20 protein-coding genes are annotated in these 22984 nt (G+C 48.6%); 11 read left to right on the top strand and 9 right to left on the bottom strand.

Translation table 11 applies throughout. The features are described from left to right. The first annotated feature begins 290 nt into the window (after nucleotides 1-290). The 5 genes from ACAW74_RS09725 to ACAW74_RS09705 all read left to right on the top strand — a co-directional run bounded on the left by ACAW74_RS09725 (nucleotide 291) and on the right by ACAW74_RS09705 (nucleotide 4789). Nucleotides 291-2438 carry a S9 family peptidase gene (locus ACAW74_RS09725; protein ID WP_370697997.1) on the top strand — a complete coding sequence of 716 codons (2148 nt, stop codon included), beginning with the start codon at nucleotides 291-293 and terminating at the stop codon, nucleotides 2436-2438. 402 nt (nucleotides 2439-2840) lie between these two features. Then, a complete protein-coding gene (locus ACAW74_RS09720) occupies nucleotides 2841-2975 on the top strand; it encodes a hypothetical protein (RefSeq protein ID WP_370697996.1) in 135 nt (44 codons plus the stop codon). A 305-nt stretch (nucleotides 2976-3280) separates the two neighbouring features. Beyond that, complete coding sequence (locus ACAW74_RS09715; RefSeq protein ID WP_370697995.1) at nucleotides 3281-4078, top strand: sterol desaturase family protein; 798 nt, start codon at nucleotides 3281-3283, stop codon at nucleotides 4076-4078. A gap of 23 nt (nucleotides 4079-4101) precedes the next feature. Further along, nucleotides 4102-4356 (top strand): PqqD family protein, encoded by a 255-nt coding sequence (locus ACAW74_RS09710; RefSeq protein WP_370697994.1) that lies wholly within the window; start codon nucleotides 4102-4104, stop codon nucleotides 4354-4356. A gap of 1 nt (nucleotide 4357) precedes the next feature. Then, nucleotides 4358-4789: a lasso peptide biosynthesis B2 protein gene (locus ACAW74_RS09705; protein ID WP_370697993.1), complete on the top strand. Its 432-nt coding sequence runs from the start codon at nucleotides 4358-4360 to the stop codon at nucleotides 4787-4789. 37 nt (nucleotides 4790-4826) lie between these two features. Here the strand turns inward: ACAW74_RS09705 and ACAW74_RS09700 are convergent, their stop codons facing one another. Both ACAW74_RS09700 and ACAW74_RS09695 read right to left on the bottom strand, forming a co-directional pair. Then, entirely contained in the window at nucleotides 4827-5747 is a 921-nt protein-coding gene (locus ACAW74_RS09700; RefSeq protein WP_370697992.1) for a hypothetical protein, read from the bottom strand. Nucleotides 5748-5778: 31 nt separating this feature from the next. Beyond that, the gene (locus ACAW74_RS09695) at nucleotides 5779-6381 is read right to left on the bottom strand and encodes a 2OG-Fe(II) oxygenase (protein ID WP_370697991.1); all 603 of its coding nucleotides are present in this window, start codon (nucleotides 6379-6381) and stop codon (nucleotides 5779-5781) included. A gap of 177 nt (nucleotides 6382-6558) precedes the next feature. On the opposite strand from ACAW74_RS09695, the gene ACAW74_RS09690 reads away from it, so the two are divergent. Together ACAW74_RS09690 and ACAW74_RS09685 are read left to right on the top strand one after the other, a co-directional pair. Continuing rightward, the gene (locus tag ACAW74_RS09690) at nucleotides 6559-7740 is read left to right on the top strand and encodes a nucleotidyltransferase family protein (RefSeq protein ID WP_370697990.1); all 1182 of its coding nucleotides are present in this window, start codon (nucleotides 6559-6561) and stop codon (nucleotides 7738-7740) included. Nucleotides 7741-7865: 125 nt separating this feature from the next. Next, a complete protein-coding gene (locus tag ACAW74_RS09685) occupies nucleotides 7866-8900 on the top strand; it encodes a DUF3500 domain-containing protein (RefSeq protein WP_370697989.1) in 1035 nt (344 codons plus the stop codon). A gap of 70 nt (nucleotides 8901-8970) precedes the next feature. Here ACAW74_RS09685 and ACAW74_RS09680 read toward each other — a convergent pair whose 3' ends face one another. From ACAW74_RS09680 to ACAW74_RS09665, 4 genes are all read right to left on the bottom strand, one after another. After that, nucleotides 8971-9897, bottom strand: a complete 927-nt coding sequence (locus ACAW74_RS09680; RefSeq protein WP_370697988.1) for an AraC family transcriptional regulator — start codon at nucleotides 9895-9897, stop codon at nucleotides 8971-8973. A 169-nt stretch (nucleotides 9898-10066) separates the two neighbouring features. Continuing rightward, complete coding sequence (locus ACAW74_RS09675; RefSeq protein WP_502918610.1) at nucleotides 10067-11206, bottom strand: acyl-CoA dehydrogenase; 1140 nt, start codon at nucleotides 11204-11206, stop codon at nucleotides 10067-10069. 136 nt (nucleotides 11207-11342) lie between these two features. Continuing rightward, nucleotides 11343-11471: a hypothetical protein gene (locus ACAW74_RS09670; protein ID WP_015329614.1), complete on the bottom strand. Its 129-nt coding sequence runs from the start codon at nucleotides 11469-11471 to the stop codon at nucleotides 11343-11345. Nucleotides 11472-11483: 12 nt separating this feature from the next. Next, nucleotides 11484-13001, bottom strand: a complete 1518-nt coding sequence (locus ACAW74_RS09665; protein ID WP_370697985.1) for a type III PLP-dependent enzyme domain-containing protein — start codon at nucleotides 12999-13001, stop codon at nucleotides 11484-11486. Between the two features lie 285 nt (nucleotides 13002-13286). Here ACAW74_RS09665 and ACAW74_RS09660 point away from each other — a divergent pair, with 285 nt between their 5' ends. The 3 genes from ACAW74_RS09660 to ACAW74_RS09650 all read left to right on the top strand — a co-directional run bounded on the left by ACAW74_RS09660 (nucleotide 13287) and on the right by ACAW74_RS09650 (nucleotide 16088). Continuing rightward, a complete protein-coding gene (locus ACAW74_RS09660; RefSeq protein WP_370697984.1) occupies nucleotides 13287-14171 on the top strand; it encodes an FAD:protein FMN transferase in 885 nt (294 codons plus the stop codon). Nucleotides 14172-14347: 176 nt separating this feature from the next. After that, nucleotides 14348-14977 (top strand): ABC transporter ATP-binding protein, encoded by a 630-nt coding sequence (locus ACAW74_RS09655; protein ID WP_370697983.1) that lies wholly within the window; start codon nucleotides 14348-14350, stop codon nucleotides 14975-14977. Further along, entirely contained in the window at nucleotides 14970-16088 is a 1119-nt protein-coding gene (locus ACAW74_RS09650; RefSeq protein ID WP_370697982.1) for a hypothetical protein, read from the top strand. Before ACAW74_RS09655 ends, ACAW74_RS09650 begins: the two co-directional genes overlap by 8 nt. A 90-nt stretch (nucleotides 16089-16178) precedes the next feature. On the opposite strand, the gene ACAW74_RS09645 is transcribed toward ACAW74_RS09650, so the two are convergent. Further along, the gene (locus ACAW74_RS09645) at nucleotides 16179-17537 is read right to left on the bottom strand and encodes a Gfo/Idh/MocA family protein (protein WP_370697981.1); all 1359 of its coding nucleotides are present in this window, start codon (nucleotides 17535-17537) and stop codon (nucleotides 16179-16181) included. A 735-nt stretch (nucleotides 17538-18272) separates the two neighbouring features. Between ACAW74_RS09645 and ACAW74_RS09640 the strand changes: the two genes are divergently transcribed. Then, complete coding sequence (locus ACAW74_RS09640) at nucleotides 18273-18725, top strand: hypothetical protein (protein ID WP_370697980.1); 453 nt, start codon at nucleotides 18273-18275, stop codon at nucleotides 18723-18725. Nucleotides 18726-18815: 90 nt separating this feature from the next. Here ACAW74_RS09640 and ACAW74_RS09635 read toward each other — a convergent pair whose 3' ends face one another. Next, nucleotides 18816-20921 carry a prolyl oligopeptidase family serine peptidase gene (locus ACAW74_RS09635; protein ID WP_370697979.1) on the bottom strand — a complete coding sequence of 702 codons (2106 nt, stop codon included), beginning with the start codon at nucleotides 20919-20921 and terminating at the stop codon, nucleotides 18816-18818. A gap of 327 nt (nucleotides 20922-21248) precedes the next feature. Next, complete coding sequence (locus ACAW74_RS09630; RefSeq protein WP_370697978.1) at nucleotides 21249-22910, bottom strand: RNA-binding domain-containing protein; 1662 nt, start codon at nucleotides 22908-22910, stop codon at nucleotides 21249-21251. Nucleotides 22911-22984: the final 74 nt, after the last annotated feature.

Below are 22984 nucleotides of genomic sequence, written 5' to 3'. Positions count from 1 at the left end.
TTGGCGAGAAAAGCCATAACCGCCCGACACTGAACTGTAGCCATCAAGCTTTGAGCGTTTTTTCAGGTATTATCTAGAAATCAACACCATTGGACGGGGGTGAGTTTCCGGGGTTAGAAAGATGTGGAAGGCAACCGGGCAGGCGGCTATCGTAGGTCTGTAGATCGTACACTAAGCCGAGGTGGGGAACGTACCCAGCCGCCCGTCATTTTGGCACCGATTGTTGTTTGGTTTGGCTGTAAGTTCGCGTAACGGGCTCTTTGGAACCGTTCTATCCTCTTGCACGTCTCATGAACAAACAACTAGTACCGGCTTTTATAGCCCTTGCGCTTCCCTACATGACGAACGCACAATCACCGGCCCCGGCTCCCTCAGCGGCGGGAGCAACGCCCCCCGTAGCGGCCATCAAGCCTAAGACGCTGACCACCAATGGCCACACCCGTACCGATAATTACTATTGGCTCAATCAGCGGGAAGACAAAGAGGTCATCAACTACCTCAATGCCGAAAATGCCTACACGGATGCCATACTGGCACCGCAGAAGCCACTTGAAGAAAAACTGTTTGCCGAGATGAAAGGCCGTATCAAGCAACAGGATCAGTCGGTGCCGTACAAAGAAGGTGCTTACTATTACCAGACCAATTATGTGCAGGGCGGTGAATACCCGATCTATGTACGTAAGAAAGGCTCGCTAACTGCTCCCGAAGAGGTAATGTTCGACTGCAACGCGCTGGCTAAAGGGCACAATTATTACAACATGGGCGGCTATGAAGTGTCGGATAACGACGAATTGGCCGTTTTTGCGGAAGATACCGTCAGCCGTCGGCTGTACACGTTGCGGGTGAAAAACCTGAAAACGGGTCAGATTTACCCCGAAACGATTCCTAATGTCGAGGCAGGTAGCTTCGCCTGGGCCGCCGACAACAAAACGTTCTTCTACATCAAGAAAGACCCGCAAACGCTGTTGGGCTATCAGGTGTGGCGGCACATGCTGGGTAACGACCCCAAGAAAGATATACTGGTGTACGAAGAGAAAGACAATCAGTATTACATGGGCCTGTACCGGATGAAGTCGAAGAAGTACATCGCCATCGCCTGCGACCATAACGGTGTCGCGACGGAATACCGGCTGCTCGACGCAAAAACCCCTAATAGTGACTTCAAAGTCTTCTGCCCGCGCGAGCGTGGTCACGAATACGATATTCAGCACTTCAGGGATAAGTTCTACGTGCGCACCAACTACAAAGCCACCAATTACCGGCTGATGGAAGTGCCCGAAGGCCAACAGACCAACCGCGCCGCCTGGAAAGAAGTGATTCCGCACCGCGCCGACGTGTTCTTGCAAGGGATGGACGTCTTTGCCAACCACCTCGTGCTAGCCGAACGCAAAGAAGGCTTGGCCAAACTGCGGGTAATTAATCAGAAGACGAAAGCCGACGAATACCTCGACTTCGGCGAGCCAGCCTATGTGGCGGGCATCGGCTACAACCCCGATTTCAATACAGACGTGCTGCGGTACGGCTACTCGTCGCTGACGACGCCCTCGTCGACCTACGATTACAACATGGATACCAAAGCCAAAACGCTCCTGAAACAACAGGAAGTGTTGGGTGGCTTTGATAAGAACAACTACGTATCGGAGCGCGTGTTCGTGACGGCTCGCGACGGTGCCAAGGTGCCCGTGTCTATTGTGTACCGCAAAGGCACGCCCAAAGATGGCACTGCACCGCTGCTCCAGTATGCCTATGGTTCATATGGCAGCAACACCGAGCCAGGCTTTAGCAGCAGCCGCCTCAGCCTGCTCGATCGTGGATTCATCTACGCCATCGCACACATTCGCGGTGGCCAGGAAATGGGTCGACAGTGGTACGAAGACGGTAAACTGCTGAAAAAGAAAAATACCTTCAACGACTTTGTCGATGTATCAAAATGGCTGGTAGTCAACAAGTACGCTGCTTCTGACAAACTGTTTGCGCTTGGAGGTTCAGCCGGTGGATTGTTGATGGGCGCCGTCATCAACCAAGCGCCCGAGCTGTACCGGGGCGTAGTAGCCGCCGTGCCGTTTGTGGATGTGGTGACAACCATGCTCGATGAGAGCATTCCGCTGACGACCGGTGAGTTTGAAGAGTGGGGAAATCCCAAGCAGAAGCAGTATTACGACTACATGCTATCGTATTCACCCTATGACCAGGTAGAGAAGAAAGCTTACCCGAACCTGCTCGTTACCACCGGCCTGCACGACTCGCAGGTACAGTATTGGGAGCCGGCCAAGTGGGTGGCTAAACTGCGCACCATGAAAAATGACAGTAATGTGCTGCTCCTCCATACCAATATGGAAGCCGGCCACGGTGGCGCTTCAGGTCGCTTCAATGCACTGAAAGAGATCGCAATGGAATACGCCTTTATGCTCAATCTGGCAGGTAAAGGAGCGATGTAGAAGAAGTGAAAATAGAAAGCGGGGTTTGATTTAAAGGAAAATCAAACCCCGCTTTCTATTTTGTGTATAGTTTATGATTAAATAAAACTTAAAACTTATACTTTACGAAAATTTATATTTGACGATATATATTCTTGATACAGCATCGATTTTACTATTTTTTAAATTCAGTTGGTTACCTTTTGATTGTACTTTCGTCCTATTCTATATATTTAGGGGGAATTATTGGCGAAAATAAATACTCTTTGTATTCCGTTGACAGAGATTAAATAAATAGCCTCTTGCTAATGTTATTCTGTGTAACGTGACTATTGGTTGAATCGACTGTCTTAGCTAGTGAAAATGCGCTATTTGTGAGATAGTACTGGTGAGGAGATGTTTTACTGTTAAACAAGGTGTACTATGATTCAGAACGTAAATGAAGAGGAAGAGCCCAAGGATCTGCAGAAGAAAGACTGGGTAGAACCTAAAATGGAAGTTGTACAAGTTGAAAATGTATTCTTACGGATGGGTGATCCACCGATTCCAGGAAGTTGACGACGTTCTAAACAGAGTCCTGTACATGACTTGCTTTGAAGTTGATCAGACAATTCATGGACAGGATTCTGTTTTTTCTATTCATCCGATCGGTTTTTGGAAAATTAGCATATCAATGTTGTCTGATAGCGAGTTGATAATTTATAATTGAATTCATAAGTTGTTGATTGTAGGAGATTGTATTAGTTGTCCATTTAACTTTCTTATTTATGGATTTCTTAGAATTTATAACTAATCACCTCACAATATCGAATCTGGTTTATAAACGATCGATCACGGTTATATGCGTTACAGTAGTTGTGCTAATGATTGATCTCTTTGTCTTAGGGTGGAAACAATCTTCTTTAAAAAAGCTAATTGATTTTAGAAAAACAACACAGGCTGATATTGCCTTGTTTTTTCTTAGTCTAACTAAATTTTATTATTTTTTAGAAATAGTTTTTTCGCTGGGACTCACTTATGCTTTTACTCATTTTTTGCCCCAATATAAGTCAAAAAATTATGACCTGCTAAACATGTATACCGTTGGAAGTGTGTTAGTCGTATTTGTACTAACAGATTTTCTACGCTACTGGTATCATCGCTTTTTTCACTTGATAGAACCTCTATGGCAATTGCATGCTTATCATCATTCTGCCGAAGAATTGAATGTGTTAGCGTTCTACAGGCACCATTTTCTTGAAGCAACTTGCTCACGACTAATTTCATATCTACCAATTATGATAGTGGGCAATTCTATATATACGATACTGCCAATACTGGCGGTTATGTATACCATTGAGTTGTTACAACATTCATCGATTCCGTCTAGTTGGGGTGTACTTGGCAGGTACGTATTAATATCGCCTGCCGCGCATCGTGTTCACCATTCAAAACATCAACAGGATTTCGATAAAAACTTTGGACAAATATTTGTTTTTTGGGATAAACTATTTGGTACCTACTCAGTCCCAAGTTTACGTAAAATTGATGTAGGACTAATTGACAACAAATTTAATAAAGACGGTTTTTTTGTCGACGTTTTGCTGGTTTTTAATAATTTTATCAAAGCAATCATGTTAAAGCCTGTTGCATTGACCAATAATAAACGAATTAAATCCTGATTTGTTTTTAGCAGAAACTTTCTATGTACCAGATCAATTCAGATCGCGTTTTATTTACGCAGATGGGAGAAGACGGCGTTATTTTTGATATTAAAAATAACCAGTACGTTACCCTCAATGCTACCTATACACGTATCTTTATGCTACTTGAACAACAAGAAAATGAGCAATCTATTGTAGCGTTACTTGTGAATGAATATAACGTTGATCCGATTACCTGTGCACAAGAAGTAGCACGTTGCCTAGTAGAACTAAAAGAAAAGCAGTATATCATATAATATGCTGGTACTGATAAGGAAACTGATACGGTTGCCGATTCGGGTAAAAGTATTAACCGTACTTGTTCTGTTTCTTTCATTATATACTACCATATTATTTCGGTACTTTTCAAAGCAGGCTACGTTTGGGAAGATAACTCGTGATATGGCCGATCATGATTTTGTCAACAGATCAATAATAGCTGACATTGCCGCTGCAATACGTATCGTGAGCATGTACGCATGGTGGCCTAACCTTTGTCGGCATCAGGCTTACCAGGCAAAGCTAGTCTGCCAATTCTATCGTATACCCTATACCATCTATGTGGGGTTCAACCGGGATGACTCATCCGGGCAAATACAGGGACATGCCTGGACAATCGTCAGTGGGCGCATGATTACAGGTCGCTGCAACCCTGCTGATTACCTGATTCATTCGGTTTTTGTGGGCTGAGGAGCACGCTATTCTATACAGGTACGTGCTCCATACATCATCCAATGAGCCCTCGAATAATCTGTTGATCAATTTGCTCCGCAAACGAATCAAATGTATCAGAATCACTGGGTCGGCATGCGCGCCAGGCCGGCACCGTGCTGGCCAGATCAACGCAAAACTGAAACATCAACTGTTGTTTTTGCATGGCCAGTGCCCATTCATTGCGGTAGATGTTGATGCCAATCAGGCCGATCTGCTCGGCTGCTTTGACTAGACTTATCCTTATATCGTTTCCTTTTTCCTCTAAAAAAATGATGCCCTTAACGTCAACTTCTGTATCGACAAAGGCGTCATGGTACATGAACCCAAACTTGTTCAGATCAGGCGTATACAGAAGTTGCTTGGTTGCTTCGGTGTATACCTGCTGATGCGGTAGCGTTTCGCCCCACAGCTTCGCCATTGGATAGGAGGCCCGAGCATAACAAATCTTGTCGGCGATACGTAATGTGGCGGTATCATCCGTAAATAACGGATAGCCAAGTTCAGCCAATTTTAACGCTGTAGTTGATTTTCCCGTTCGTGATGGTGCTGCTAATAGAATAACCTCATTAGGCTTCGTAAATACGCCCGACACATGCATTGTTAGCCTATTCCGTTGTAAAAGGAGCGCGCCAAGACAGTTAGAATAAAAATACAGGTAGATCGAAGGCCAATAAGTAGATAGTGGTTCAATTATTATCCAATTTCCTTGGCACACATAATAATGAGCAATGCCAGGTATAGTCAGTAATAATTCGGATTCATTCAACTGGCAATTTGGAATAGTATAGAGTGGATTGTTAGTAAGCTTTACTGGACACGTACCTACTTCGACAAAGATTGAGTTTCCTGTATCAGTATGTTGATTCGCACTTGCAAGAGCTGGCAACAAAATAGTTGATTCGATATGAATGCCAAAGGCTTGGTAATAAAACATAATAGTGTACTTTTTGAAAAAATGCTAGCTATTATTTGTGTAGCCAACAATTCACGCTAAACCGATAATGATCGAAAACCGAGCGGTTTGTGCTGACGGGTAGTACTTCATGCGGCGCCATAGAAGGAAAGGCAACCAAACTATTATTTAGTGGAGAAATTATTACTGGCTGATCATGACCCGGCAGAAATGGCAATGGATGAATAACTAACTCACCACCTTCAAATCCTTTGGGTTCTGAGTAGTAATAAAATACCATACTTATTGCACGACTGCTTTCTCCGTCAGCTTTATGAGCTGCTGTATCAATATGTTGCTTAAAGAAAGCCCCATCACCGTGAGCGCTTAATTGAAATTCATATTTTTTTATGCTGAATGGTGCCATGCTCAAACAATGGAACAACTCAGAACAATGCTCGTTTATCTGATTTATGAACAGTCCTTTAAAATCTCCCAACTCAAACGACGTTAACGATTTCCGCTGCGCCAAATCGATAGCTTTATGCCCTCTTTTAGCTATTTTAGACAGTTCATAGTTGGCTTCATTTTTTAAAGTAAAATCTAACAAATCAATCAGTGTAGTCTGATCTAAAAAATTTTTGAATTGATGATAGGCGAATAATCTAGGCATCATTATGAATGTTAGTCAACGAAACAACTCACTACTAAGACAATATACTATTTTTATGATAAGTTCTGTCTGAAAGAGATGTTTAGTTTTGTTTTCTAAAATATCGTTTATATTGTGTTGTCTGATATTGATAAACGACAACAAAATAAATTCGATACAGATTATTTGATTTATAGATCTATGGATAATGACATTCAGATAAACTTTATTATAAATGCTATAAGATGTATTTATTCCGAAAACGAGTACGTACCTATCGGTAGAGACGATATTGAGAAATTAGATTGGATAGAAGTACGTCGTCTGGCTGCCTTTCACCGTATAAGGCCTACACTCGTAACTGTACTGACTAAACTTAATGCCATAAATAGTCCCGATAGTCAGCCCTTATTCGATTTCTACAAATATCAAACCTTTAAAAATCTGCTGTTTGTTGCCGAATCAGTTCGACTTTTAGATTTATTTAGACAGCATACTATCCCGGTATTGCCTTATAAGGGGCATTTATTTATTCATGAATTTTATTCGAAACAAACTTCCAGAGAAGTTGATGATATTGACTTTTTGTTTCTCCAGCATTCTGTCCGCGCTGCTATACGGTTATTGCAGTTAGATGGTTACAGGCTACGAGTAAAAGATGGTCCAATTTCAAGTGAGGAAGAGATCATTCGACTAGATAACATGCTGAACAGTAGTGGTAAGTATGAATTGAGTATGGAGAAAGGCAAATTAATTATAGATGTACATTGGCAGCTGAACTACACTTTTCTGCCTTATCAGGTAGATTACAATGAGTTATTTTCACGATCAGTCGAGAAGCCATTTTACACAACGATTTGCAACGTACCTGACGCCGAAACAATGTTTTGGATGTTGGTTCTTCATCATGGCGGAAAAGAATTTTGGTTACGTTTGAAGCATCTTGTTGACCTCATGGCCTTCATGAATGAATATGAACATCAACTAGACTGGGAGTCTATTCTTATTAAAGCGAAGCAATACAAACTTTTCACCGCGATGATGACCGGGTTTTCGCTCGTAAAAACCCATTTTGCTACAGAATTACCGCATGCGGTCAATAAGGCATTAACTACTTTTCGACCCCTGAATAATAAACGCATTGAGCGTTACTGGACCTATGCACAACATTGGATTAATGCGCGGCCCATGTTGATGTATGAGCGAATATGCATAACCAATCAGGACGAAGGCTTTAGCAAGAGACGGTATCTTCAGCAGTTTATTCGTGAGTATAGCTCACCAAATCCGGTGGGTAGGCGCAGGATGATCACTATTCCTGAGCGCTTTCTGTATCTCAATTTTGTCTATAAACTGCTATCCTTTTTAAGAAGACGGTTCTAACTGCTTACGGTGAATAGAAAAGAGATATTAGGGAATCCGCCAATTGCTCTTTGTATTGTGTAAGTCAGCAATGTGCTGTCAATCAGGGAGCAATTGCTCCAGGAAACCCAATGATGGGCCGGTGTATGAAATCTCTTTTGTTCTTTTTACTGTCAACGATCGCGCTCTCGGCTTCAGCGCAGGTAGTGGCCCCCCAGCGGGTTAAAGACGACATGGCCGAAGCGGCTCAGACCTTCTGGAAGTCGCTGACGGCCGAGCAACGTACCCAGACGGGCTTTGCGTTTACCGACGATGAGCGGGTGAACTGGTTTTTCGTTCCCCATGAGCGTAAGGGCCTGCCGCTCAAGAAAATGACGGTCGATCAGCGCAAATTAGCGTGGGCGTTGCTGAAAACCGGCCTCAGCGATGGCGGCTACGAAAAGGCCACGCAGATTACGGATTTAGAAAATGTGTTGCGGGTGGTGGAAAACCGTCCTCCCAACGATACGTACCGCGATCCGGAAGGATATTATGTGTCGCTGTTTGGCAACATTGGCAGCAACGACCCGTGGGGCTGGCGATTTGAGGGGCATCACCTATCGGTGCAGTTTACGTCGCTGACGGGGCGCGTGCTGGCTCTGACGCCGCTGTTTATGGGTAGCAACCCCGGTCAGGTACGTGCCGACGTACCTCAGAAAGGGCGCGAGCTCATGAAAGAAGAAACGCAGCGCGCCTTCGACTTTCTTCGCAGTCTGACCGATGGACAGCTTGTGCAGGCCACATTGGCCAAAAAAGCGTTTGGCAATATTCTAACAGGCAACAGCCGCCGCGCCTCCCTGGAGCGCATGGATGGCCTGACGTATGCCGACATGAATGCCAGCCAAAAGAATCAATTCCTTGATCTACTGAAGCTTTACCTCAACCGCTACCGGATTACGCTCGCCAAGCAGCAGTTTGACCGGATCGAGAAGGCAGGCCTCGATCAGCTTCGCTTCGCGTGGGCAGGTGATACCACACCGGGCAACAACGTAGGCTACTATTACCGTATTCATGGCCCGATGTTGCTGATCGAATACGACAACACGCAAAACGACGCCAATCACGTGCACACGGTGGTGCGTGACCTGACCAACGATTTCGGCGACGATCTACTCCGCGAGCACTACGAGAAAAAGCATTGATAATGTATAATGAATAATGTACGATGTACAATGAGCGATTGCGCAGCCATTGTACATCGTACATTATTCATTATACATTCATCAGCGACTCTCTGCGGCGCATCTTGCCGGCCGGAATGCCGAACATCATCTTGAACCGGCGGCAGAAATAGGCCGTGTCTTTGTAGCCCACTTCGGCACCAATGGCCCGAATGCTCTTTTTGCTGGTACGAAGCAGCCCAACGGCCGCTTCCATACGCTGGTACTCGATGTAGTCCTGCGGGTTGATGCCCGTCAGCATCTTGAAGTATTGCCCCACGTAATCTTCCGATACGTTGGCTACGTTGGCCAGCACCTTGTTCGAGAGGTCGCCGCCGATGTTGTCTTTGATGTAGGCAAAGATGTCGATCAGGCGGGGGTCTTTGAAATAAGTGCTGTTGGTAACGAGCTGTTCAACAAACAGCCTGTTTTTCAGGATGTACCGGATAATCTCGATCACGATCTCTTCGGTCTTGATCTTGATCACCCGCCCTTTGCCGGCTACGTCGGTCATGTCTTCGGCCAGAATTTGCCGAATGGCCGCTGCCAGTGTTTCGTCGTGCTTGATGATGAACGGCGGTACGTCGAGCGAGTTAAAGAAGTTAACCGAATCGAACACCTTCGCCTCGAACGATACGTACCCAAAGGAATTGGGCATGTTGCCGATCTTCGCGGGTTCGCGGTTGGCTTCGAAATACTGCTCGCGGTGCGTCATGAACTCCTCGTTGGTCACCGGCTTGGGGTTCGAGGGTTCGCCATACGTTACCGTGACGTGTTTGCCACCGGGAATGAACAACAGATCGCCAATATCAACTTTCTGGTGTTCGTCGCCGTAAGACACTTCACCGTTATATAGGATCAACAACGTGTTCTCCACGTCGTAGAAATTCTTGATGACTATCGGTTGCAGGATGCGGATGTTCCGTGCCTTGATGAACTTCACGCCGAGCGACTCGATGATTTTATTATAGTCTTCCATAGCTGAACCGTGTTACAGGGTGCGTTGTCGCCTGCAATATTGCACAAAACTAATAAATTGTACAAAACTAATATAGGCGCAAAAGTTTCCGTTCGCTAAAAAAAAGAGGCCCTATTTGCGTCAAATAGGGCCTCCAGTTCATGAAAATATAGTTTTTTTAAGAAATGCCTTAGCGAACGAGCTCGCGGGCAATCACTAATTTTTGTATTTCTGAGGTGCCTTCGTAGATCTGGGTGATCTTGGCATCGCGCATGCATCGCTCTACGTGGAACTCCTTCACGAAGCCGTAACCCCCGTGAATCTGAACGGCTTCTGTAGTCGCCCACATCGCTATTTCTGAGGCATATAGCTTGGCCATCGCCGCCGCCTGCACATAATCTTTGTGCTCATCTTTGAGGCGGGCCGCTTTATAAACGAGCAGCCGGGCGGCCTCAATTTTGGTAACCATCTCGGCCAGTTTAAACTGAATGGCCTGATGCTCGAAGATCGCTTTGCCGAAGGCTTTGCGCTCCTGACTGTATTTCAGGGCCAGTTCATAGGCACCTGCGGCAATACCCAGCGCCTGCGCGGCGATACCGATGCGCCCGCCGTTCAGGGTCGACATGGCAAACTTAAAGCCGAAGCCGTCTTCGCCGATGCGGTTTTCTTTGGGTACGTTCACGTCGGTAAATAACAGCGAGTGCGTATCCGACGCCCGAATCCCCAATTTGTCTTCTTTTTTGCCAACCACGAAGCCCGGCGTGCCTTTCTCAACGATCAGGCAGTTGATGCCCCGGTGCTTTTTTTCGCGGTCGGTTTGGGCAATTACCAACGCCACCCCCGACGAGCCACCGTTGGTGATCCAGTTTTTGGTGCCGTTGATAACGTAATGGTCGCCTTTGTCTTCGGCCGTGGTGCTTTGCGAGGTGGCATCCGAGCCGGCTTCCGGTTCCGACAGGCAGAAGGCACCAAGCATTTCGCCCGACGCCAGTTTGGTCAGGTATTTTTGTTTCTGTTCTTCAGTGCCAAACGCTTCCAGGCCGTAGCAAACCAGTGAGTTGTTGACCGACATAATCACGGATGCCGACGCGTCGATCTTCGAAATTTCTTCGATGGCAATGGCATACGACACGGTGTCCATGCCGCCACCGCCATAGTCGGGCGATACCATCATGCCCAGAAAGCCCAGCTCGCCCATGCGCTTCACCTGCTCGGTGGGAAACTGTTGGGCGTTGTCGCGGTCGATGACGCCCGGAAGGAGTTCGTTCTGGGCAAAATCACGAGCTGCCTCCTGTACAGCCAGGTGTTCTTCGGATAAGTTAAAGTTCAGGCCCTGAAGGTCCTGGATTGCCGATGTCATAGAATAGGTCTGTTGAACGATGAAGTAAAAATAGAAAAATAGTATGCATGCATACGGCTTTGGGCAAAAAATGAGCTCATGGATCGGCGACCCATGAGCTCATTGGTTACGCGGCCCGCGTTACAGCGGGCTTTGTCGGTTTGGCAGCTCCATAAGCGGGGCAGGCACTTTTGCGTGAGCAGGCACCCAACGTAAGCAGCAGGGCCGCGCCTGCCAGCATGGTAAGCTTTTTCATAATTGGATTGGCTTAATTATCTTCAGTTACTAACTCGCTCAAGGGTTGCTCAAAAACCTCGCCACCGTCAGCGCCACCCTCGGCCTCGCCCGCCGCCTGCGCTGCTTCGAGCTCGGTTGGCTGGGGTAGATCAGACGGGGCATAGCCCAGAATTTTAAGCATCGTTTCGCTGTGTTGCTCCGGCGCAAACAGGCGCGTACGGAGGTTACCAGCTTCGTCTTTATCAACAATCACGTGTTGCGGAGCCGGAATCAGACAGTGCTGAATACCACCGTATCCACCGAGCGATTCCTGGTAGGCACCCGTATGGAACAGCCCCACGTACTGATCTTCGGCCTCCTGATCAAAAATAGGCAGATACAAGTCGGCCGAGTGTACTTCGGTATTATAAAAATCGTGCGAGTCGCAGGTTAAACCGCCCAGATTTACTTTCTGGTACGGGTTATCCCAATTGTTGACCGACAGCATGATGTATTTCTGACCCAGTCCCCACGAATCGGGCAACTGCGTAATAAACGAGCCGTCGATCATGTACCACAACTCCTTATCGTTCTGGAGTTTCTGGTCGATAACCTTGTATATAACGGCGCCGCTCTCCCCAACCGTATACGAACCGAACTCGGTGAAGATGTGCGGCACAGGTACGTTGTTCTTATTACAGATCCACTGAATCGACTCCACGATCTGATCGATCATGGCCTGATAGTCGTAAGTGAACTGAAACGAGGTCTGAATGGGCAACCCACCGCCAATGTCGATGCTGTCGAGGTCGGGGCAGATTTTCCGAAGCTCGCAGTATTTATACATGAACCGGCTCAGTTCGCTCCAGTAATACGCGCTGTCTTTGATGCCCGTATTGATAAAGAAGTGGAGCATCTTGAGCTTGAACTTGTCGCTGTTCTGGATTTTGCTCTTATACAGCTCATTGATGTCGCTGTAGCGGATACCCAGCCGTGAGGTGTAGAACGCAAAATTGGGCTCTTCATCGGTCGCGATCCGGATGCCGAGGTTCACGGTATCGGCGGTTACTGAGTTTTCGTACGCCTCAATCTCTTTCAGGTTATCGAGGATAGGCAACACATTGAACCCCTCATTAATCAGCTCGCTGATGTACTGCGTGTAGAGCGGCCGTTTGTAGCCGTTGCAGATAATGTAGGTGCTCTTGTTGATTTTGCCGGTGCGGTGCAGCTCGCGGATGATCGGAATATCAAACGCTGACGACGTTTCGAGGTGTACGTTGTTTTTCAACACCTCATCGAGCACAAACCGAAAATGCGACGACTTCGTACAGTAGCAGTACGTATAGTTCCCCTTGTAATTGTACCGCTTCATCGCATTTTTGAAAAGCGACTTGGCCTGCTCAATGTGCTCCGAAATCTTCGGTAGGTACGTAAGTTTCAGCGGGGTGCCGTACTGTTTCACAATGTCCATCAAGGGTACATTGTTGAACAACAGGTTGTTGTTCTCGACGTTGAATTCCAGCGTGGGAAACTCGAACGTCTGATCAATCAGGTCATAGTACGTCTTCATCCTTTCGGTTGGCGCATAAAAGATGACTTGGCCGGTTGGGCGGGCCGACCGGCGCGATTGTGGTTGATTGTTATGTCAAAAAAAGTGGGCAAAAATGGAGCAAATTGGGATGGCGTCCAAGTATATCCCATTCGCACGATAGAGAACGATTTAGGTGGGGGTTTAATTCAAAAAAATAAGTGGGCGGGTAAAGTTTATCGCTGGCTACTGATTGGTCTGCTGATTGGCCTGAGTACGGGTGCTTCATGGGCGCAGCCGGGCCCCTATGTGTTTCGCCGCCCGCTTATGGGTACGTCCTTTACTGTTATGCTGTATGCCCCGGATAGCCTTGCCGCCCGGCAGGCCTACGAGGCCGTTTCGGCCCGGATGGATGTGCTGAATTACATAATGAGCGACTACCTGGACGAGTCCGAAATCAATCGATTATCGGCTTCCAGTGGGCTGGGTGCCTGGATGAATGTGTCGCCTAGTCTGTTTGCGGTATTGGCTGAGGCCGTCACAATCGCCAGACAGTCGGGCGGGCGATTTGACCCCACCATTGGGCCGCTTTCCCAAATCTGGCGGCGGGCCGTACGCCAACGGAAACTGCCGCCAGCCAGTGAGCTGCGGCGGGCGCGACGACTGGTTTCATACAACTATATCGAGCTGAACGACCGGGGAGTACGGCCCCGCGTCCTGCTGCGGAAGCGGCATATGCGGCTCGATCTGGGGGGCATTGGGCAGGGGTTTGCTATCGATGAGGCACAGAAGGTGTTGCATCAGCACGGGATCCGGTCGTTCCTGCTCGACATTGGCGGCGACATTCTGGTGGGCGATGCGCCGCCCAACCGACCCGGCCAGCCCGAAGGGTGGCGCATTGGTATTCAGCGGGGTAGGCCCAATAGCGGGAACGTAGCCGAAGCCGATTCGGTCATTCTTCTGAAAAACGCGGCTATTACTACCTCCGGCGATACAGAGCGGCATCTGGACATCAATGGTAAACGCTACTCACACATTATGAATCCGCGCTCGGGGCTGGGGCTACGCCGGTTTGTGCAGGCCACCGTGATGGCTCCGACAGGTACGTATGCCGATGCGCTGACGAAGGTATTTAGCGTGGCGCGCCCCGGCGCTCGAAAACGCCTGCAAAAACGCTTTCCGCAGGCAAGGGTCTGGATTATAGAAAAATGACAGACGGTCTGATGGGAACATGGTTGACGCAGATTCAAGGGGATTTACGCTGATTTTTGGCCCTACTTATTAATTGATTGCCGTTTTCGCGAAAACACGGCTTCGTCTCGCAGCGCTTTCGACTGAATATCCGTGATCATCCATAAAATCCGCGCCATCTGCATTCCCATCTTATTTTGCTTCATCTCACCAACTTCCAAAAATCGTACGGCGCCGCGCCGGTGCTGACCATTCCTGACTGGCACCTGCCGTCGGGTATTCATTGGTTAAAGGGGCCGAACGGTACGGGTAAAACCACGCTGTTTCGCTCCATTGCGGGCATGCTGCCGTTTGATGGTGATTGTCGGTTGAATGACTTCGATAGTCGCCGCGACGCGGTGGCGTACCGGATGCGGATCAATTATGCCGAAGCTGAGCCCTCGTTCCCGCCGTTTCTGACGGCGCACGAACTCATCGGCTGGGTGGCCGATGCCAAACAGGCGCCAGCGGGTCAGGCCGATGCGCTCATCGAGGCGTTTGGTGTGGGTACGTTCATGCATGCGCCTGTGGGTACGTATTCGAGTGGCATGCTGAAAAAAACGTCGCTGATAATGGCGTTTCTGGGCCAACCCGCGCTGATTTTGCTCGACGAACCGCTGGTTACGCTCGACGTGGCGGCGACACAAACGGTGGTGAACCTGATCGAAACGACGCACCGGCAGGGCGTTAGTTTTTTACTGGCTTCGCATCAGATCATCGAAACGGCTCAACTACCCATCGACTCGGTCTGGCAGATTCGGGATAAACAGGTGGTGGCCGATGCATGAAGTGCTATCCAAAACGCTGGTTACGCCCTTCTATCGCCAAAACGCACTGGCCTTTGCGATGGTTTTGCTGGTGGCGGGCGGTTTCATGCGCAACGACGATCACATCGCGCTGGCGCAGGAAGCCGTGCGAACGCCTTTTCTGCTGGCGGGCTACGGCCTTATCTGGTTACTTTACAGCCTGTTTGCTACACGCTTTGCTGTATCACAGATTCACCGCTACGACGTGTTGCTGCTCCTGAGGCTGATTCCGAGACCCCGGCGTCTCTGGGGCTTGTGGCGCATTCAAATCAGCTTGTTATTGCCCGTGATTGCATACGGATTATTTGTGTGCTGGGTAGGCTGGAAACAGCAACTGCCTGCGACGGTGGCGGTAGTGCTGGGTGGCTTGCTGTTGCTGAGTCTGGGTACGTTGGCTTGGTACGAGTATGCCCTCCGGCACCCGCATCCGGTTGGGCTACTGGCGGGCTGGTCAGGTACGTTGCGGCGTCGGTTTCAGACGCCCTACTGGCTGTTTGGTATTCGGCATTTGCTGGCCAACGTAGCCACCGTATTCTGGCGGACTAAAATCGCTACGTCGCTAGTGTGGCTGGGTATTCTGAAGCTCTACGCGACTGATCATTACCAGATCAACCTGTTTCGCACGCCCGACTATGACCTGCGCCTGATCGGGCTGGGTGGGCTGATTGTCGGGCTGAGTCAGGCTGCGTTAGTCTACGAACTGTACCGCTTCGAGCATGAGCGGCTCAGGCTGTACCGAAATATGCCGGTTTCCGACTGGGTACGTTGGGCCAGGTACGTTGGTCAGTTTGCGCTGCTGTTGCTGCCCGAGGTCCTGCTCTTTTTCTATCATCTGCCCGTAGGCGAGCCTGTTTGGTGGTCGGTAGGGGCGCTGGCCTTTGCCATTAGCCTGCCTGCGTTGCTGTATGGGTTGTTCCTGCGTGTGCCGCGTCATTTCGAGCGAAACCTGCCCCATCTGTACATTCTGATGATTACCTATTTCCTGCTGATCATGTTCAGGATACCGCTCTGGCTGTTGGCGGGCACCAATTTCGCGGCGGCAGGCTGGCTATTCTGGCGCTACTACTGGCAATCCTCATGGAAGGAAGAATGAGTTTTCAGCACAAAGCCCCGGAGGGCACAGAGAATATTTGTTATTATCTCTGTGCCCTCCGGGGCTTTGTGCTGAAAAACCGAAACGCTCTTACACCGTGATGGTCTTGCCTGGTACGGCTACGGGGTAGAAGCCATCGGCGTTAGGGAGCAGTTTTGGCTGGGCATCCCAGGCGAGCGTCGTGGGGAACAGGTCGATCTGCGAGTTGATCGCGTCGTCCCACTTCACCACGTTGCCCGAGTAAGTAGCCATACGGCCCATAATCGAGGTCATGGTGCTTTTAGCGCCGTTCTCCGCATCGGCGAATTTGTACTGACCCTTGGCAATGGCTTCAAACAACTCGTTGTGTTCAACCTGATAGGGGTCAATATCTGTTTTGGCGCTGCCGTGGGCGTAGATTGGCTGGCCTTTATACGTTTTCAGGATTGTTTTGTTGCCGTTGAAGGAGTCGATACGGCCCTTTGTACCCAGGAACTGCTCATCGACTTTGCTGTAGGTTCCTTCGTAATGGCGACACTGGCTGTTGATCGTGGTGCCATCGGCGTAAACGAAATCAACGATGTGATGATCGAAGATCTCGCCAAACTCCTTGCCGGTACGTACCTGACGGCCACCTGTACCTTGTGCTGAAACCGGATAGCCACGCTTGGCCCAGTTGGCTACATCGATGTTGTGAACGTGCTGTTCCGTGATGTGGTCGCCGCACAACCAGTTGAAATAATACCAGTTGCGCATCTGGTATTCCATTTCCGTCTGGTTCGGCTGTCGTGGGTTATTCCAGACGCCACCGCTGATCCAGTACACGCTGCCCCCAACGATATCACCAATGGCCCCATCGTGAATCCGTTTCATCGCTTCACGATAGTTGCTTTGGTAGTGCCGTTGCAAGCCCACAACCACATTGAGTTTTTTCTTCTTGGCTTCCTCAGCGGCTGCCAGCACCCGGCGGATACCCGGTGCATCGGTAGCAACGGGCTTTTCCATGAAGATGTGCTTGTTCTGCTTCACGGCCTCTTCAAAATGGCTGGGGCGGAAGCCCGGCGGGGTGGCCAAAATAACGACGTCGGCCAGCGGAATCGCTTGCTTGTAAGCGTCTAGTCCTACAAACTGCCGCTCTTTGGGCAAGTCGATTTTCTGCGCAACGTCCGGCCGACTTGTCAGCGTCTTATAGGCCGCATCGACCCGGTCCTGAAACGCATCAGCGATGGCGACAATCTTGATGTTCTGCTTGGTGTTGAGGGCCTGCATGGCGGCACCTCTTCCCCGGCCTCCGCAACCAATCAGCGCGACCTTGATGGTATCGTCGACGGATGAATGGAACCCCCCGAGCGGGGCGGCTGACAGACCGTTGGAAAGCGACGAGAGTAGCGCGCCGCCCGTTACAAGACCAGAAATCTTTAAAAACTCGCGGCGACTAGCCTCAAGCTGACTCGTATCGACAGATGCCATAAGGGTATATGGTTGACAGTGAATAATCTATTTTCTATGGAAAGAAACAGAGCCGCACCACATACCTGTCTGCCCGATACGCCATTCCTATGGGATGCAAAAAACTACTTATGATCTGTGCTGGAAAGGATTGATTCATAGAGCAGACAAAAGTGTACTGCTTAACTATAAATCCTCAGAAAGAAGAACTTTACAATTGCTTTTGTTAAATTAACTACAGAGCGCTGGCCTTCTGCAACAGTTGCCTACGACGAGAAGGCATGCCTTTGCGTACAGATCGGGAGTTTATGCTAATAGGCTCCTGCCTGCATACGTACCTACAGGTGGAGTATGAGTGAGCGCTACCGGTAGCCATTGTTCCCACTACCGGTAAAAAAAAGACGAAAAGTTGCTGAATAGAGTGACTCAAGAGTTGACGAAGCCTTGAGTCTAGTAACCTTTCTGTCTGTAAATCAGCGCATATCATATGCTTTGGGTAAAACAGTTAACCTATATTTAATCGAACTGTAGAAACAATTATCCGAAAAGTATCTTTAAAAGGTCAACATTGAAGCTGATAATACGCATAATTGGCTACCGATGAATAATTCATCACAATGCATATTTTTCAGTTCAAAATGAGGTGCCTTTATTTGTTCGATTGTTTCACGGAAAAAATTGTCCACAATGAAAAAGATTTTCGCAATTGTCGCTCTTTTGAGCCTTTCGCTGCTTACTACAACAAGCTTTGCCCAAATGTCTATTGATAAAGGTACCAAGTTTGTAAACCTTGGTATCGGTGTTGGTGGTTACGGTTACTTCACCGGTGGCGGTGGCGTTGGCTTCAACGCATCGGCCGATTTTGGGGTTGCGCCAAACATTACGGTTGGTGGTGTGGCTGGTTATAAGAGCTACGGTAGCTTCAGTGGCTACAACTATGGTTCGTTTGATATCGGTGCCCGGGGGTCATACCACTTCAACGAACTGTTGAACCTGACGACTGACAAAGCCGACCTGTACGCTGGTCTTGGCCTTTCATACTTCTCGTTTTCGTACGGTGGCTTTTCTGATAACTACGGTGCGATCTACGTACCTATCCACCTTGGTGGTCGCTATTTCTTCAGCGATAACGTTGGTGGCTTTGCTGAACTGGGTTCATCACTGGCGACGCTTAAACTCGGTGTAACGCTCAAACTGGGCGGTAAATAAGCAACACGGCTATTTACTGAAACGCCCCGGCCAGATGGTCGGGGCGTTTTGTTTTTATAGGCTTTCAGGAAAGCTCTGCCTGGTTTCAGGTTACCGGCTGGCCATTTCCTTCAGCGTGCTGACACCCATATTCCAGAGAATAAACGAATAGATATCGGCGGTTTGCTCGATGTTCTTCTTCGTATTGCTGGCCCCGTGGCCCGAGTTGGTATCGATCCGGATCAGCACCGGGTTAGTGCCTTTGTATACCTCCTGCAAGGTGGCAGCGTATTTAAACGAGTGGGCCGGGACAACCCGGTCGTCGTGGTCGGCCGTGGTGATCAGCGTAGCCGGGTAAGGTTGGCCGGGCTTCAGGTTGTGCAGGGGTGAATAGGCATAGAGCGCCTTAAACTCGTCGGCGTTGTCGGCGCTGCCGTAGTCGGCAATCCAGTTCCAACCGATGGTGAACTTGTGGAACCGGAGCATGTCCATTACCCCAACCTGCGGAATCGCCACCCGGAACAGATCGGGCCGCTGATTCATAACCGCGCCCACCAGCAGACCACCGTTGGAACCACCCCGAACGGCGAGTTTGGCCGGACTAGTGTATTTCTGGGCAATCAGGTACTCGGCGGCAGCGATGAAATCGTCGAATACATTCTGTTTTTTCAGCTTCATCCCCTGTTCGTGCCATTTTTCACCGTATTCAGCACCACCACGCAGGTTGGCCTGAGCGTAGACACCGCCCTGCTCCAGGAATGGAATCAGTAGCGACGAGAACGACGGCGGCAGGCTCACGTTGAAGCCACCGTAACCGTAAAGCAGCGTGGGGCTAGTGCCGTCAAGCTTTACGCCCTTTCGGTACGTGATGAACATGGGCACGCGGGTACCGTCTTTGCTCGCGTAGAAAACCTGCTTGGTTTCGTAATCGGTTGGTTTGAAGTCGACCTCAGGCTGACGGAAGATCGTGCTCTTCTTCGTAGCGATGTCGTAGCGGTAGATCGTGGGCGGGAACGTAAACGACGTAAACGTGTAGAAAACGAACTTGTCGTCGCGCTCCCCGCCGAAGCCACCCGCTGTACCGATGCCCGGCAGCCCGATCTCATTTTCGAGTTTGCCGTTCGGGTCATAGACATACACCCGCGAGGTAACATCTTTCGAATACTCGGCAAACAGCTTGCCACCGGCCATGCTGCTGCTGGTGAGCGGCTCGGGCTTTTCGGGCAGTACCACTGTCCATTTTTTGCTGGCTGTGGCGTAGCGCATCACCTTGCTATTAGGAGCGTCGGCGTTGGTCTCGATCAGAAAATCAGTACCCACATTGTCGATAACCCGGTACTGGAAGTTGGTAATCTCGGACACGATGGGTTGGAACGTACTGGCTGCACCTGAAGATTTTGTCAGATCCATAAAGTACAGTGCGTTGCCGTCGAGGCCTTTGCCCCGGTCGCTCACGTTCAGGAAGGCATACCGTTCATCGTCTGACGTCTGCACGAAGTGAAACCGCTGCCCGTTGGCTTTGTCTTCAAACACCAGCCGGTCAGCCGATTGCGGCGTTCCGATTTTGTGGAAGAATACCTGGTGGTTCTCGTTTTTGGCGGCCAGCGCTGAGCCTTCGGGCTTGGGGTAGCGACTGTAGTAGAAACCATCGCCCTGCCAGGCTCCCCCCGAAAATTTCACCCACTCGATGGTTTCGGGGAAATAGCTCTTGTCGGCCATTTTCATAACCCGGAACTCGTTCCAGTCGGAGCCGCCTTTTGACGTACCTACTACGGCATATTCACCATTTTTCGAAAGCGAAAACGCAGTCAGGCGGGTGGTGCCGTCGGCCGAGAGTTTGTTGGGGTCGATGACCACTTCGGGTTTGCCATCCAGCCCTTTTTGCCGGTACAGCACCGACTGATTTTGCAGGCCGTCGTTTTTCGAGAAATAGAACCAATCACCCTTTCGCGACGGAGCCGAGTATTTGGGGTAGTTGAACACCTTTTCGAGCCGGTCCTGCAACTGCTTGCGGTAGGGGATCTGGGCCAGGTAATCGAACGTCACCTTATTCTGGGCCTTCACCCACTCGCCGGTTTCGGCCGAGCGGTCGTCTTCCAGCCAGCGGTAGGGGTCGGGCACGGTAGTGCCGTGGTACGTGTCGGTCTGATCCGTTTTTCGGGTCGTTGGATACGTTAAAGAGGCCGTTTGGGCCATCGTAGCAGCGGAGACAAGCATAAGCGGGACGCTTCGGAGCAAAAGTTTGACCATGGTTGACGAAGAGGGTTGTGTCGTTGGTAAAGTTCGCACACAACGCTGACAACTAATAGCAATAAACTGCCCCGTACCTTTGTCGTCATGACGCTGTCTGATCTATTTCGGCGCAATCGTGCCTTTTTCATAACGTACCTGTTGCTGGCGGATGATGCTAATGAACTAGAATTGTGAGTTGGGATAAGTTCGGATAATAAAATCTGTGGTGTTTGAGGTGTATCTTGTTGGTTATCAGTACTAAATTTAGTATCGTGGTCCGGGTCATACGATTCTTTTTCGGATAAGTTGGGATTAGCTAGCGTAAGAAAGGACCCACCGTTTACCCTTATCAATTCTGATAAAATTGTCTCTGCGAAGACTTGCTAATAGATTCTTTATTTTTATCTGCTTTTGTTCTACTGAAAACGTGTTCGGAAGCTTATCTAGCAGTAAGCGATCAATATTGCCGCGTGTAGCTGGGCCAAAAGATTCTATATATTGAACGATCATCTGTTTTAGATAATAATCATCTAATCCTTTGGCCAGTGCGTATTCTACTTCTTGGCCGGTAGAAGCGGCAATGTGTCTTGATATATGTAGATGATTTCGACTTCCTTCAACTAAACCTTTCTTTCGTAAATGGCGGATAGCATCTGGAGTCAATGATTGGTTTTTCTGAAGCTTGTCAAGCATTATAATTTCGAAGAGACTTAAATCTGTATTGCGCCCAAGTACTTGAGCGTAATCTAAATCAAGTATTTTGCCTGTAAGAGTAACCTTCACTCGTCCGCCTTCAAAATCGTAATCTGGCATAGGAAAGAAGCGTTTGCGCTGATTAATAAACATACGTCTTATGCCACTACCAATAGTATCAATCATCTGTAGATTTACCATTGCCTGGGCCAAAAAGGTGTTTCGATATTTTTCGAACGGAGCATCATTCTGAATAACTTGCTCAATACTGCCAGGTAGAAAAGAACCGGGATTTGTGAAGATCAAGTAACCATCTTCTCGTTCTACAACTTGAATCCTGCCGTTTAGGGTGTAGTCCTGATGAGCAATGCAATTATTAAGAGCTTCACGAATATTAAAAGGTTCATACTGATCGACTTCATCCGGAATAATAGTTTGTGCATTTGGCATATATTGATAACGTAGATTACGTATTTTGGAAAATACGTAATCAATAGCCAGCAAAAATGGACAACTGAAATGTTCATAACTGCGCTCGACACCGTCTCGATCTTTTAAAATCCACGTTATCTGTGCTATAGATGGATGAATAAAATGACTAGCTTCAGATTTGCCCAATAATAAAATAGTGGCCCGGGTAATCTTTCCCTGCAAGGCCAATTTGGACTTGTTAAGAAAAGTTAGATCGTCCCAATTTCCTATTTCTTCAGCCAGATGTGGGTTTTTTCTTGTAAAATTTTGCCTAGCCTTGTATACAGCCTTTGGATCAAGGTCATCTAACGTTGCGCTTGGACAAACTACAGCGCTCCAGTCGTCGAAAGCAGGCTGATGGCGAATTCGGTCTTGCTTTTCAAGGCTTAATGGCGTTTGGGCATCTCCTTCACGAGCATAACAAAAACCGGAATACGCTATTGGCAAACCTCTAGGGGCTGCCGGAATCTGAAACATTACAACACGCCCTGTTGGCAACAATAAGTCGTAGATCTCGATGAACGATGTGGCGTTGGTGGTCTTGTTAGCAATTTCTGACTTGAGCTTGTCGAGGTGAGCGCGCTCATGCCTGAAATTGGTTCCTACAACTTGTTTTTGGTCGTTAACGCCAAAAACAAGCCACCCTTCTCTGAACCCACGTAGGTTTGCCTCATTACTGATAGCTGAGAAATATTTACCTAGCTTTTCGATGTCAAAACTGTTTTTGGCTTCTTTGAACTCAACAATTTCCGTCTCGGCAGGTAAGCTTAACAATTCATTAAGTTTAGCTACTACTTCGCTCTGATTCATCAAAAAGTGCGGTTGGGTTTGTTAGTTCAAAGATAGCGTTGGTCAATGTATGCCAACAACGGCAGCTCGTACCT

The organism is Fibrella musci, from assembly GCF_041321105.1.
In the GTDB taxonomy this organism is placed as follows: Bacteria; Bacteroidota; Bacteroidia; order Cytophagales; family Spirosomataceae; genus Fibrella; species Fibrella musci.
This window is presented reverse-complemented; position numbering and strand designations above follow the sequence as displayed.